This window comes from Gordonia desulfuricans NBRC 100010, from assembly GCF_001485495.1.
Classification (GTDB): Bacteria; Actinomycetota; Actinomycetes; order Mycobacteriales; family Mycobacteriaceae; genus Gordonia; species Gordonia desulfuricans.
Genome location: NZ_BCNF01000113.1, coordinates 16,398 through 29,251, shown reverse-complemented (window position 1 = coordinate 29,251; position 12,854 = coordinate 16,398). Strand labels below are relative to the sequence as shown.

At 70.5% G+C, this 12,854-nt stretch carries 8 protein-coding genes; 6 read left to right on the top strand and 2 right to left on the bottom strand.

Translation table 11 applies throughout. The annotated features are described in order from the left end of the window. Window positions 1-68 precede the first annotated feature (68 nt). Entirely contained in the window at window positions 69-377 is a 309-nt protein-coding gene (locus tag GD1_RS17695; protein WP_053778115.1) for an MGMT family protein, read from the bottom strand. Next, complete coding sequence (locus GD1_RS17690; protein WP_020793801.1) at window positions 374-1,168, bottom strand: alpha/beta fold hydrolase; 795 nt, start codon at window positions 1,166-1,168, stop codon at window positions 374-376. The genes GD1_RS17695 and GD1_RS17690 overlap by 4 nt, the downstream gene beginning before the upstream one ends. A 111-nt stretch (window positions 1,169-1,279) precedes the next feature. On the opposite strand from GD1_RS17690, the gene GD1_RS17685 reads away from it, so the two are divergent. The 6 genes from GD1_RS17685 (at window position 1,280) to GD1_RS17660 (ending at window position 12,843) form a co-directional block, all read left to right on the top strand. Continuing rightward, complete coding sequence (locus GD1_RS17685; RefSeq protein WP_059038598.1) at window positions 1,280-4,807, top strand: ATP-dependent helicase; 3,528 nt, start codon at window positions 1,280-1,282, stop codon at window positions 4,805-4,807. Further along, window positions 4,800-8,219 (top strand): ATP-dependent DNA helicase, encoded by a 3,420-nt coding sequence (locus GD1_RS17680; RefSeq protein ID WP_059038596.1) that lies wholly within the window; start codon window positions 4,800-4,802, stop codon window positions 8,217-8,219. The genes GD1_RS17685 and GD1_RS17680 overlap by 8 nt, the downstream gene beginning before the upstream one ends. A 58-nt stretch (window positions 8,220-8,277) precedes the next feature. After that, complete coding sequence (locus tag GD1_RS17675) at window positions 8,278-9,351, top strand: potassium channel family protein (protein ID WP_020791650.1); 1,074 nt, start codon at window positions 8,278-8,280, stop codon at window positions 9,349-9,351. Window positions 9,352-9,390: 39 nt separating this feature from the next. Next, the gene (nudC, locus tag GD1_RS17670; protein ID WP_053778112.1) at window positions 9,391-10,323 is read left to right on the top strand and encodes an NAD(+) diphosphatase; all 933 of its coding nucleotides are present in this window, start codon (window positions 9,391-9,393) and stop codon (window positions 10,321-10,323) included. A 63-nt stretch (window positions 10,324-10,386) separates the two neighbouring features. Next, window positions 10,387-10,650: a mycoredoxin gene (locus GD1_RS24795; protein WP_020790280.1), complete on the top strand. Its 264-nt coding sequence runs from the start codon at window positions 10,387-10,389 to the stop codon at window positions 10,648-10,650. Between the two features lie 75 nt (window positions 10,651-10,725). Further along, on the top strand, window positions 10,726-12,843 hold the full coding sequence (locus GD1_RS17660) for an ATP-dependent DNA helicase UvrD2 (RefSeq protein ID WP_059038595.1): 2,118 nt from the start codon (window positions 10,726-10,728) through the stop codon (window positions 12,841-12,843). Window positions 12,844-12,854: the final 11 nt, after the last annotated feature.

Here is a 12,854-nt window from a genome sequence, read left to right as displayed (position 1 = left end):
ATCGCGAGGACCCGTGTCGAAACCTGGTCAGTCGACGTTGTCGGTGGTCACCTCGAACGGAGTGGTTCTCAGGTGGCCGACGGGATCTCCCACCGGCACTCACGGAGGATCACCTTGCCGTCACGAACGGGCACGCCCTCCTCCCGAAGTCGATCGAGCTGGCGGTGGGCGAGGTGCGGGGCGGGTTTGCCACTCGCCGATATCACCCGATGCCAGGGCAGGTCGGCGCTGTCCGTCCGCATGATCCAGCCGACGACTCGTGGGGACGAAAGATCGGCTGCAGCAGCGAGATCCCCATAGGTACTCACCTGGCCGACGGGGATCGCGGCCACCAGTGCCCGCACCCGCTCCACATCGGCGTCGGTGACCGAACTCATGCCAGCGAACGGACCAGTTCTGCGCACAGCTCCGGTTCCAGGAACGGAACCATGTGTTCACAGTCGGCGTGATGGACGTGGACGGACTCGGGTCGTTCGGTGGCGCATGCGTCGAGGAATCCCGGCCGCACGAACGGTGGGTCGACGCGGTCGGCCACGACCACATGAGTCGGCAACCCCGGGGGCGGCAGCACCGCCGGACGGCTCATCTCACTCCAGGAGGCAGCGGCCATCGGCGCACTCACCCGCCAGCCGACCCGGCCGTGCGGACGCGCGGTGAGATGCTCGGCGATCTCGGCCTCGAGTATCGCGTCAGGTACCGCTGCCCACCCCTCCGCGCGCTTCGCCGCACGGGCGGCGTCGGCGTCGGCATAGTCCCAGTGATCGAGGCTGTCGGTGGCGACCGTCAGTGCGAACTCGGGGTCGAGTCCCTGGGCCGGGTCGAGTAGGACAAGACCCTTGAACACCTCGGGGCGGTGATTGGCCAGGTGGATGGCGAGCGTGCCACCGAACGAATGCCCGACGAGCACCACCGGTTGCGCCGAGACCGGGATGGTCGCGTCCACCAGCTCCGACAACGCACGCACATGGTTCTCGATCGCCCACGGCGGGCGCCACGGGGAACGGCCGTGGCCGATCAGATCCGGTGCCACCACATGCATGTCGTGCAGGTAGATCGCCGACATCGACTCCCAGCGCCGGGCATGGCCGGTCAGACCGTGCAGGGCCAGGACGGTCGCCGACGCCTGCTCGGGTGGCGGTCCGAAGGTCAGCGAGTGCAGAGTGCTCACCGATCCATCCTGCCACGCGAGGGGCTCGACGGCGGACCGGGACAGACGGTTCTCCCGACCGCCCGACCCGGCCGGCGCAAGAGTGTCGGTGCCACGTGATTGCATGGTTGCATGGCCCGCTCGCGTTCTTCAGCCCCTACCGCGAAGGCCGGTTCCGCACGGTCGGGCCGGCCGGGTGCCAAGGGTGCCGGCACCGCGTTGCGGGCGCACCTGGTCGGTCACTCCGATGCCGCGACCGCCGACCGCAGCTGGCCCCCGCAGGTGCAGCGCATGATCGACGGCGACGACCCGAAGACCGATCGCGCCGGTGCGTGGCAGCCGTACCGCGTGCACGGTGGCCCGGGGTCGGGCAAGACGGCGCTCGTCGTCGATGCCGCCGTGGCCCGCCTCACCCGGGCCGGGACCGACCCGGAATCGGTGCTGGTCCTCGCATCCGATCGCAAGGCCGCGGTGCGGCTGCGCGAGGAGATCACCCGGCGCGTGCTCGCCGCGTCGTCGGACGGGCTCGCGCTCGGCGGCGCTCTGCGCGAACCGCTGGTGCGTACCGTGCACTCGTATGCGTTCGCGATCCTGCGGCTGCAGGCCCAGGCGCACAACAATCCGCCGCCGCGACTGATCACCGGTTCCGAGCAGGACGTGGTGCTCCGCGAGCTGCTCGCCGGTGACGTCGAGGACGGCGCCGAGTACTGGCCCGCCCACCTACGTCCGGCGCTGATCACCGACGGTTTCGCGCAAGCATTGCGGGACTTGATGATGCGTGCCGCCGAGCGCGGCGTGGGGCCCGAAGAACTGTCGGCCCTGGGACGCAAGCACCGGCGTCCGGAGTGGGTGGCGGCCGGGCATGCGTACGCCCAGTACGAGCAGAACGTGTTACTGCGAGGGGCCGTCGGTTCGGAGACCCCCGGCGCATCCGCACCGGCCGTGGACGCCGCCGAACTGGTCGGATCGGCATTGTCGGCATTCGCGACCGACCCGGAACTGCTTGCCGCGCAGCGTCGTCGCATCCGTCACCTCATCGTCGACGACGCACAGCACCTCGATCCGCAAGCCGCCCACCTGATCCGGCTCGTCGGTACGGGCACCGACTCGACGATCATCGCCGCCGACACCGACCAGTCGGTGTTCGGATTCCGCGGGGCGAGTCCACGATTCGCCGACGAGCTGGCCGAGGCGGGCTCCGACCACGACATCCGGCTCGACCACGACTTCCGCCATCATCGGCAGATCGCAGTGGTCGGCCGCGCACTGACCGCCCGGCTGCCCGGTGCCCGACCCCACGGATTCCCGGTGGTCCCCGACGGCGAGAACGACGAACCCGGTGGCGCATCGGTACGGGTGTTCAGCTCGGCGGCCAAGGAGGCCACGGCCGTGGCCGACCTGCTGCGTCGCGCGCACCTCTTCGAGGGCGTGCCGTGGTCGAAGATGGCGGTGATCGTGCGGTCGGCGCACCTCGCACTGCCCGCGCTGCGCCGCGCATTCCGGTCCGCCGGAGTACCGCTGAACACCCCGACCACCGATCTGCCCCTGCACCGGCAGCGTGCGGTGGCCGCACTGATGACGGTGCTGCGGGCCGTGGCCGCGCGTGACCAGGAGACGGTGACCGAGGAGGAGTTCTCCATCGACGACACCGTCGCCCTGCTCACCGGGCCCGTCGGCATGGCCGACCCCGGCTCGATGCGCCGGCTGCGGCGCGGGGTGCGTCGACATGACGAGAAGGTGGGAGAAGAACGCGCCGACCGGGACTCACTGATCTCGCTGCGGCTCGCGATCCTCGACCCGACACTCGGTGCCGAGTACCTGCGTGCGGTCACCGACCACGAAGGGGCACCGCTGGGTCGAGTGCTCGAGGTGATCGGCGCCGCGGCCCGCGCACACACCGCCGGACGCGGCGTGGAGGAGACGCTGTGGTCGGCGTGGCAGGCCACCGGCCTGGAACGCCGCTGGGTGTCGGCGGCCATCCGCGGCGGCCCCGGCGGCGAGCAGGCCGACCGCGACCTCGACGCGATGATGGCGATGTTCGAGTCGGCGGCCAACTTCGCCGACACCCTGCCCGCGGCCGGGCCGGCCGGCTTCGTCCACTACCTCACCCAGCTGCAGATCCCGCGCGAAAGCCGCGCCGCGGTGGCCGCTGCCGAATCGGTGACGGTGCTCTCCGCGCACGCCGCCGCCGGGCGCGAATGGGAGGTGGTCGCCGTCGCCGGAGTGCTCGACGGACTGTGGCCCTCCCTGCGCAGCCGCGGAAGTGTGCTGGCCACCGCCCAACTCGTCGACCTGCTCGACGGCATCGCGCCGGACGCCGTGGAGACGGTCGCCCGCGGGGCCGTCGCGCTGGCCGACGAACGTCGCCTGCTGTTGGTGGCCTGCACCCGGGCCCGACGCCGGCTGCTGATCACCGCGGTCGAGGACGGGGGCGGTGAGTCGTCGCCGTCGCGGTTCGTCGTCGAGATCGCCGATGCGCTGCGGGCCGATTCCCGGCGCGACACCGACACCCCCGGCGCCGGTGCGAATCCCCTGGGAGACGGCTACGCCGACGACGAGTCCCTCGACACCAACCCGGACACCGATCTGCCGATCGATCCCGGCGTCGACCGTGTGCTCTCGTTGCCGTCGCTCGTCGCGACCCTGCGGGCCGTGGTGGTCGCCGGGGTCACCGATCCCGGAAGCCCCGGCGCCGAACCCGACGAGCGGACCCGTTCTGCCGCCGAACTGCTTGCGCAACTGGCCGATTCGGATATTCCCGGAGCGCATCCGCGGGACTGGTTCGCGCTGGCGCGGCCGAGTACCGCCGAACCGCTGTGGAATCCCGAGTCGGGGCCGGTGGTGCTGTCGCCGTCGAATGTCGAACAGCTCTCACGGTGTTCGCTGCGATGGGTCCTCGAACGCGCCGGTGGCCGTGACGGCGACGGCGCACCCGCACTCACCGGCAGCCTGGTGCACACCCTCGTGCAGGCGGTGGCCGGAGAGATCGACCCCGCAGAGGTGACCGCAGCGCTGCGTGGCATCTGGGACCGCGTCGACACCGGAGCGGTCTGGTATTCCGCCCGCGAACTCGAACGTGCCGAGTCGATGCTGGTGAACTTCCGTGACTGGCTGCGTATCTCGCGAGACGACCTCGACGAGGTGGCCGTCGAGTCGGTGATCGACGCGACCATCCCCGCCGACCGCCCACTCGCCGACGGCGCGATCCCGGCCGACGACGGAACCGACCTCCCGGTCCGGTTGAAAGGACGGGTCGACCGGCTCGAACGAGACTCCGCCGGACGTCCGGTGGTGGTGGACGTCAAGACCGCCAAGACCGCCGTCAGCAAGGCCGACGCACGAGACCACGCGCAGATCGCCGCCTACCAGGTGGCCCTCGCACACGGTGGTGCGCGTGAATTCCCGGGCAAGAAGGTCGAACCCGGTGGTGGTCGGCTCGTCTACGTCTCCGCGGCGCACCGCTCGACCGGCGCCACCGAACGTGATCAGCCGCCACTCACACCCGAGCTGCTCGACGAGTGGGTTGCGGTGGTGCGCAAGGCGGCCCGCGCAGGCATCGGTCCGGTCTTCGAGGCCACCCCCAACCCGGGATGCGCGCACTGCGGCCTGGCCACCAGTTGTCCAGCCCAGCTGCGCGGAAAGGCGGTCACCGATGACTGACACCAGATCGGCCACACGGCACCGTGTCTCGGCGACCTCGCTGGCAGCGGCGCTCGGCCTGCCCTCGCCGACACCGGAACAGATCGAGGTGATCGAGGCACCGCAGGAACCGATGCTCGTCGTCGCCGGTGCCGGTGCGGGCAAGACCGAGACGATGGCCTCGCGGGTGGTGTGGCTGGTGGCCAACCAGATCGTCGCCCCCGACGAGATCCTGGGCCTCACCTTCACCCGCAAGGCCGCCAGCGAGCTCGGTGCCCGCATCCGCCGCCGCCTGTCGATGCTGGCCGGTTCGCCCGCCCTGATCAACTGGGATCCGGACGGAACCCTCGCCGCCCGACTCCGTTCCGGCGACCCCGAGGTCAGCACCTACCACGCCTACGCCGGCCGGCTGATCGCCGACTACGGCCTGCTGCTGCCGGTCGAACCCGCCGCCACCCTGCTCTCGGAGACCGAACTGTGGCAGATGGCCTTCACCATCGTCTCCAACTGGACCGGCGAGCTCACCACCACCAAGACCCCGGCCACCGTCACCGAGTCGGTGCTGCGGATCTACGGCGAGATGAGCGAACACCTCGTCGATCTCGACACCCTCTCGCGCTGGGGCGACGACCTCTACCGGATGGTCGACGATCTGCCCAAGGGCCCCCGACAGCGCGGCGGACCCAATGCCGCGCTGCGCACCGTCCAAGAGGTGATAGCCGAACGGCGACAACTCCTTCCGCTGGTCGCCACCCTCATGCAGACCATGCGCGATCAGGCGGTGCTGGACTTCGGCAGCCAGATGTCGCTGGCGGCACGGCTCGTGGCCGGACATCCGGAAGTGGTCGCCGCCCAACGCGAGGCCTTCGGTGCGGTGCTCCTCGACGAGTACCAGGACACCGGACACTCGCAGCGGGTGTTGTTGTCGGCGTTGTTCGGTCGCGGTCACGGTGGCGCCGGTCACGGAGGCGCCGGCCACGGTGGGGGCACCGTGGCGGTGACCGCCGTCGGCGACCCGATCCAGTCCATCTACGGGTGGCGCGGGGCGTCGGCGGCCAACCTGCCGCGCTTCGCCACCGACTTCGCGCTGCCCGACGGATCGCCCGCCCCGCGCCGCGAACTGCTCACCAGCTGGCGCAACCCGGTGCAGACCCTGCGGCTGGCCAACGAGACGAGCGAGGAACTGCGCCGCCGCGGTGTACCGGTCAGCGTGCTGCGCCCCCGCCCCGACGCCCCCACCGGCACGGTCACCCTGGCACTCACCGAGACCGTCGTCGACGAGCGCACCTGGATCGCCGACCAGGTCTCGGCGCGCTATCACGACGACGACGGCTCGGGGCCGCCGACCGTGGCGATCCTGGTGCGCCGCAACGAGGATTCGGCACCGCTCGCCGCAGAGCTGGAGAGCCGCGGCATCCCCGCCGAGGTGGTCGGCATCGGTGGTCTGCTGCACGTGCCCGAGGTGGAGGACATCGTCGCCACGCTGCGCCTGATGGCCGACCCGATGGCCGGCACCGCCGCCATGCGGCTGCTCACCGGCGCCCGCTGGCAGCTCGGCGCCCGCGACCTGGTCGCCCTGTGGCGCCGTGCCACCGCGCTGGCCGCCGGTCAGATCCCCGCCGGGGGAGTGGTGACCAGCCGCGCCGAACTCGACGATGCGCTCGACGCGGTGCTGCCCACCGAGATCGTCGACCGTGCCGGGATCGCCGACGCCGTGGTCGACCCGGGCGATCCGGAGGCCTACAGCCCCGAGGGATTCGCCCGGATCAAGGCATTCGGTGCGCAGCTGGAGGCATTGCGCCGGCGCATCGGGCAACCGCTGCCCGAACTCGTCGCCGACGTCGAGCACACCATCGGTGTCGGGATCGAGGCCCAGATCCGGGCCCGCCGGATGCGCGGGGCGATCACCGGGCGCGAACACCTCGACGCCTTCGCCGACTACGTCACCCGCTACGCCGATCGGCCCGGCGCGAACCTGCCGGGCCTGCTGGCCTTCCTGGACACCGCCGAATCCATCGAGAAGGGCCTCGAACCCGGCCGCGTCGAGGTGGCCGAACAGCGCGTGCAGATCCTCACCGTGCACGCCGCGAAGGGCCTCGAATGGGATGTGGTGGTGATCCCGCACCTGTGCGACGGGATCTTCCCGAGCGGCAAGGCCGACACCACCTGGCTGCGCAACGCCCGCGAACTGCCCGGCCCGCTGCGCGGCGATCTCGCCGACCCCGGCGGGTCCGGGGTGTCGGAGGGTTTCCCGGTCCTGCAACTGCGCCACGTGGGCGACCGCAAGGAGTTCGAGGACGCCCTCACCGAACACAAGGAGGCGATCGGCGAGCGGCGCCTGGAAGAGGACCGCCGTCTGCTCTACGTCGCGATCACCCGCGCGCGCCACGACCTGCTGGTGTCGGCGCACCACTGGTCGGAGAACGGCGACTCCCCGCGCGGCGGCTCACCGTTCTTCAACGAACTGCTCGGCATCGTCGGGGCGGCGATCGACGCCGACGACCACGCCGACGGCCTGTCCATCGACGTGTTCGCGCAGGATCCGGCCGACGGCGCCGAGAACCCGCTCGCCGAGCTCGACAGCCGTAGCCCGTGGCCTGCGGACCGCCTCGCGGAGCGCCGCGCACCGGTGGAGGCCGCCGCGGCGCTCGTCCTCGACGCCCTCGCCGGGCGCGATGCACCCGCACTGTTCGACGACGCCCTCTTCGACGGCCCGGACACGGGCACAACCGACGAATCGGCCACCGGCGCAACCGACTCCGACCCCGAGATCGAGGCATGGCGTGCCGAGGTCGAAGTGCTCCTCGAGGAACATCGGCGTGGCAACCAGGCCGTCGTCGACGTCGCGCTGCCGTCGCATCTGTCGGTCAGTCAGCTCGTCGACCTCGACACCGACGAGCGTGAGTTCGCCCGCCGGCTGCGCCGCCCCACCCCGTATCGGCCGAATCCGATCGCTCGGCGCGGCACCGCATTCCACGCGTGGGTCGAGCGATGGTTCGGTGCCACCCGGCTCCTCGACGTGGACGAGTTGCCCGGTGCCGCCGACGAGAACGCCGCCCCCGACGCCGACCTCGAGATGCTGCGGGAGGCATTCCTGGCCTCGGGGTGGGCCAATCGCGCACCCAGTGAGGTGGAGGTGCCGTTCGAGACCGTCATCGGCGACACCGTGATCCGCGGCCGGATCGATGCGGTGTTCGCCGAGGCCGACGGATCATGGCTGGTGGTGGACTGGAAGACCGGTGCGGTCCCCGAGGAATCCGACCGGTCCTCGCTGTTCATCCAGCTGGCCGCCTACCGGGTGGCGTGGGCGCAGCTGTCCGGGGTGCCGATCGAGAAGGTGTCGGCGGCCTTCCACTACGTCCGATCCGGACACACCCTGGCACCCGAGAACCTGCCCGACAAGGCCGCACTCGCCGCGCTGCTGTCCAGATGAGTTGTGACCGCCGCGGATGCGTTAGATTCCAGGTTGTGAAGCGACGGCGGTACCCCCGATGAGATCTCGCGGTGCGATACGCCGACGGCTGCGCCGGGACGACCTCTCCGAGGGCCCCGACTACGCGCTCGTCGGGGTCATCCGGATCCCGGAGCTGCGGCAGAGCCCGGGCCGGGCGATCGGCCGCCGGGTGATCTTCGCCGTCGTCGCACTGTTCTTCACCGCGGTCGTCGTCTTCCTCGATCGTGGTGGCTACCGCGACGTCCAGGGCGATCAGCTGTCGTTCCTCGACTCGCTCTACTACTCGGCGGTCACCCTCTCGACCACCGGCTACGGTGACATCACGCCGGTCAGCCCATCGGCCCGGCTGATGAACCTGCTGATCATCACCCCGCTGCGCGTCCTGTTCCTGATCGTGTTGATCGGTACCACCCTCGAGGTGCTCACCGAACGGTCGCGGCAGGCGCTCAAGATCCAACGCTGGAGGAACGGCTTGCGCAATCACACTGTGGTCATCGGGTACGGCACCAAGGGCCGCACCGCGGTGGACGCGATGATCGGTGACGGCATCAAGCCCGCCGACATCGTCATCGTCGACTCCAATCCGGCGGTGCTCGAGGCGGCCGAGTCCGACGGCCTGGTGACCGTCCGCGGCGACGCCACCAAATCCGACGTGCTGCGGCTGGCCGGCGTGGCCCATGCGGCCAGCATCGTGGTGGCCGCCAACCGTGACGACACCGCCGTGCTGGCCACCCTCACCGCCCGCGAACTGAACTCGACGGCCAAGATCGTCGCGTCGATCCGCGAGTCGGAGAACACCCACCTGATGCGCCAGTCCGGCGCCAACTCGGTGGTGGTGTCGTCGGAGACCGCAGGCCGCCTCCTGGGTATCGCGACCATGACACCGTCGGTGGTGGAGGTGATCGAGGACCTCCTCACCCCGGATGCCGGGTATGCGATCGCCGAGCGCGAGGTCGATCCCACCGAGACCGGCGGGTCACCGGCACACACCCGCGACATCGTCCTCGGCGTGGTCCGCGCCGGGGTGCTGCACCGTGTCGACGACAGTGCGGTGGAACAGATCGAGGTGGGCGACCGCCTGCTGTATGTCCGCAAGGGCTCGTCGGAGTAGAGGTTCCGCGGGGATCGGCGACAGGGTAGAACACATCACATGGGTTCCTTCGTCTTCGATCAGCCGCCGCTGTTGTCCCGCGCCTCCTACGACCGTGCCGACGAGATCCGCGACGACCCCGGCCGGATGGTGTCGGGCTGGTCGACCGCCCGGGTCCTCGACATCGACGGTGCCGGACGCTACCCGATCAACGAGGACGGTTCGCTGGCGTGGGCACCGGCGACCGACATCGCCGACGCCCCGCCCGAGGACGCGGTGTTCCTCGCCCACATCGACACCGATCTGTGGACCCGACGCGTCGACGAGGTCACCGGCCGCAGCGCTGACGCTCGACGCGGCGCCACCCGGCTGACCCCGGATGAGGCCGGTCTGCTGGCCACCGCGCTCGGAATCCTGAACTGGCACGCCACTTCCCGCTTCTCACCGGTCGACGGTGGCCCCACCCGTCCGGCGCGGGGCGGCTGGGTGCGACGCCACATCGACACCGGCCGTGACGAGTTCCCGCGCACCGACCCGGCGATCATCACCGTCGTCCACGACGGCGGCGACCGGATTCTGCTGGGGCGTCAGGCCACCTGGCCCGAACGCTGGTACTCCACCCTCGCAGGTTTCGTCGAACCCGGGGAGTCGTTGGAGCAGTGCGTGATCCGCGAGGTGCACGAGGAGGTGGGCATCACCGTGCGCGAGCCCCGCTACCTCGGCAGCCAGCCGTGGCCGTTCCCGCGGTCGCTGATGCTCGGCTTCGCCGCGCTCGCCGATCCCGACGAGCCGCTGCAGTTCCTCGACGGCGAGATCGGCGACGCGCTGTGGTTCCATCGCGACGAGGTGCGGGAGGCACTGGCCGGTGGGGACGAATGGGTGCGCGGTGACGTGACGAACGGTGACGTGCCGGGCGATTCCGGGCGGCGGCTGCTGCTGCCCGGGTCGATCTCGATCGCGCGCTCGCTGATCACCGCCTGGGCCAACGGCTGACCACCACGCCCAACGCGGGCCGGGGTTCACCCTGCGCGGAACACCCGGCCGTCGAGTGGTGTTATGGGACGCATGAGTGAGAATGCGACCGACCTGTTGACCATGTACACCACCAGCTGGTGCGGATACTGCGCCCGGCTCAAGACCGGCCTGCGCAGCGCCGGGATCGAGTGGAACGAGATCGACATCGAGGCGCATCCGGAGGCCGCCGAGTTCGTCGGCAGCGTCAACGGCGGCAACCACGTCGTGCCCACCGTGCAGTATGCCGACGGTTCCACCGCGACCAACCCGTCGATCGCCGAGGTGAAGGCCAAGCTCGGCGTGTGAGTTCTGTCCACAGCCCGCCGATGCCCGACAGGCCACCCCGGTGTCCTGTCGGGACCGGCTGACATAGTGGATTGCGTGTCCGAACGCCCGAACCCCACCCGATCCCGACCAGCGGCCGACGGCATCCTCGACGGACTCGACCCCGAACAGCGTGAGGCGGTTCTCGCGCCACGTGGGCCGGTGTGTGTGCTCGCGGGTGCCGGGACCGGCAAGACCCGCACCATCACCCGTCGTATCGCGCACCTGATCGACACCGGACAGGTCAATCCGGGGCAGGTGCTGGCGGTGACCTTCACCGCCCGCGCGGCAGGGGAGATGCGCACCCGTCTGCGGTCGCTGGGGATCGGCGCGACCGGGCCGTCGGTGTCGGCGCAGACCTTCCACGCCGCCTCGCTGCGGCAGCTGCGCTACTTCTGGCCGCGGGTGTTCGGCAACAGCAGCTGGGAACTGCTCACCAACAAGTTCCCGCTGATGGCCCGTGCGGCCCGGCGCGCCGGGCTGAGCACCTCCACCGACACCGTGCGCGACCTGCTGTCGGAGATCGAATGGGCCAAGGCCTCGGTGATCGGCCCCGAGGGCTATGTGGCCGCGGCGACCCGACTGATGCGCGAGACGCCGTCGGCGCCGGAACAGATCGCCAAGGTCTACGCCGCCTACGAGGACGGCAAGGTCTCACCGGAGGGTGACAGGCTGCTCGACTTCGACGACCTGCTGATCTACATGACACAGATGATCGATGTGGATCCTGGTGTGGCAGAAGAGTTCCGTGCCCAGTACCGGTGCTTCGTGGTGGACGAGTACCAGGACGTCACCCCGGTGCAGCAGGGACTGCTCAACGCCTGGCTCGGCGAGCGCGACGATCTCACCGTCGTCGGGGACGCCAACCAGACCATCTACACGTTCACCGGCGCCAAGGCCGACTTCCTGCTGGACTTCCCGCGGCGCTTCCCGGAGGCGACCATGGTCCGTCTGGTCCGCGACTACCGGTCCACCCCGCAGGTGGTGAGTCTGGCCAACCGGGCGATCGGGGCGGCACGGGGCCGGATCGCCGGCACCCGCCTGGAGCTGATCGGTCAGCGCCCCGACGGCCCCGAGCCGTCCTTCGAGGAGTACGACGACGAGCCGATGGAGGCCCGTCTGGTGGCCGCCCAGATCAAACGGCTGGTCAACAGCGGTGTGGAACCGTCGGAGATCGCGATCCTCTACCGCGTCAACGCGCAGTCGGAGAATCACGAGCAGGCGCTCACCGAGGCCGGTGTCCCGTACCAGGTGCGGGGCGGTGAGGCATTCTTCACCCGCACCGAGGTGCGGCAGGCGATGCGGCAGCTCGCCCAGGTCGCCGAGCGCGGGCTGCGCGACGGTGTCGAGGTGCCGACCGCGGTGCGCGCGGTCCTCGTCGAACTCGGGCTGACCGAGGAGGAGCCGTCGGGTGCGCAGGCCCGGGCGCGGTGGCAGTCGTTGCAGGCATTGGTCGAGCTGACCGACGACATGGTCGCCGAGAACCCGGAACTGACTCTCGTGCAACTGGTTCGGGAGCTGCAGGTCCGGTCGGAGGCGCGGCACCCACCCACCGTGCAGGGAGTCACCCTCTCGTCCCTGCACGCGGCGAAGGGTCTGGAGTGGGATGCGGTGTTCCTGGTGGGTCTGACCGAGGGTTCACTGCCGATCTCGCAGGCCATCAAGGGGTCCCCGGAACAGGTCGAGGAGGAACGCCGGCTGTTCTACGTCGGCATCACCCGCGCCCGTGTCCACCTGCAGATCTCCTGGGCGACGGCCCGCAACGAGGGCGGTCGTGCCCGACGCCGCTCCCGGTTCCTGTCGGGGCTGGCCCCCGAACCCGCACCGGCGGCGCGCGGCGGCTCCGAACGCAAACCCAAACGCGGGCCCACCTGCCGGGTGTGCGGGTCGCGGCTGTCGGGGACCACCGCCACCCTGCTCGGCCGGTGTGACACCTGCCCGTCGAATCTGGACGAGGATCTGCTGGTCGCGCTCAAGGACTGGCGGCGCGAACGGTCGCAGAGCAAGGGTGTGCCGGCGTTCGTCGTGTTCTCCGACAAGACCCTGCTCGCCATCGCCGAGCAGGGACCCACCGACGCCCGCGGGCTCGTCGCGATCCCGGGAATCGGGGCGGCCAAGCTCGAGGAGTACGGCGAGGAAGTCATCTCCATCGTCAAAAACGCAGGTCAAAAATAGGTTGTGCCGAT

Bases quoted from the DNA above. Each gene is read 5' to 3' on its own strand.
- GD1_RS17695 (WP_053778115.1), bottom strand. From the start codon at position 377: ATGAGTTCGGTCACCGACGCCGATGTGGAGCGGGTGCGGGCACTGGTG.
- GD1_RS17685 (WP_059038598.1), top strand. From the start codon at position 1,280: ATGGCCCGCTCGCGTTCTTCAGCCCCTACCGCGAAGGCCGGTTCCGCA.
- GD1_RS17680 (WP_059038596.1), top strand. From the start codon at position 4,800: ATGACTGACACCAGATCGGCCACACGGCACCGTGTCTCGGCGACCTCG.
- GD1_RS17675 (WP_020791650.1), top strand. From the start codon at position 8,278: ATGAGATCTCGCGGTGCGATACGCCGACGGCTGCGCCGGGACGACCTC.
- nudC (WP_053778112.1), top strand. From the start codon at position 9,391: ATGGGTTCCTTCGTCTTCGATCAGCCGCCGCTGTTGTCCCGCGCCTCC.
- GD1_RS24795 (WP_020790280.1), top strand. From the start codon at position 10,387: ATGGGACGCATGAGTGAGAATGCGACCGACCTGTTGACCATGTACACC.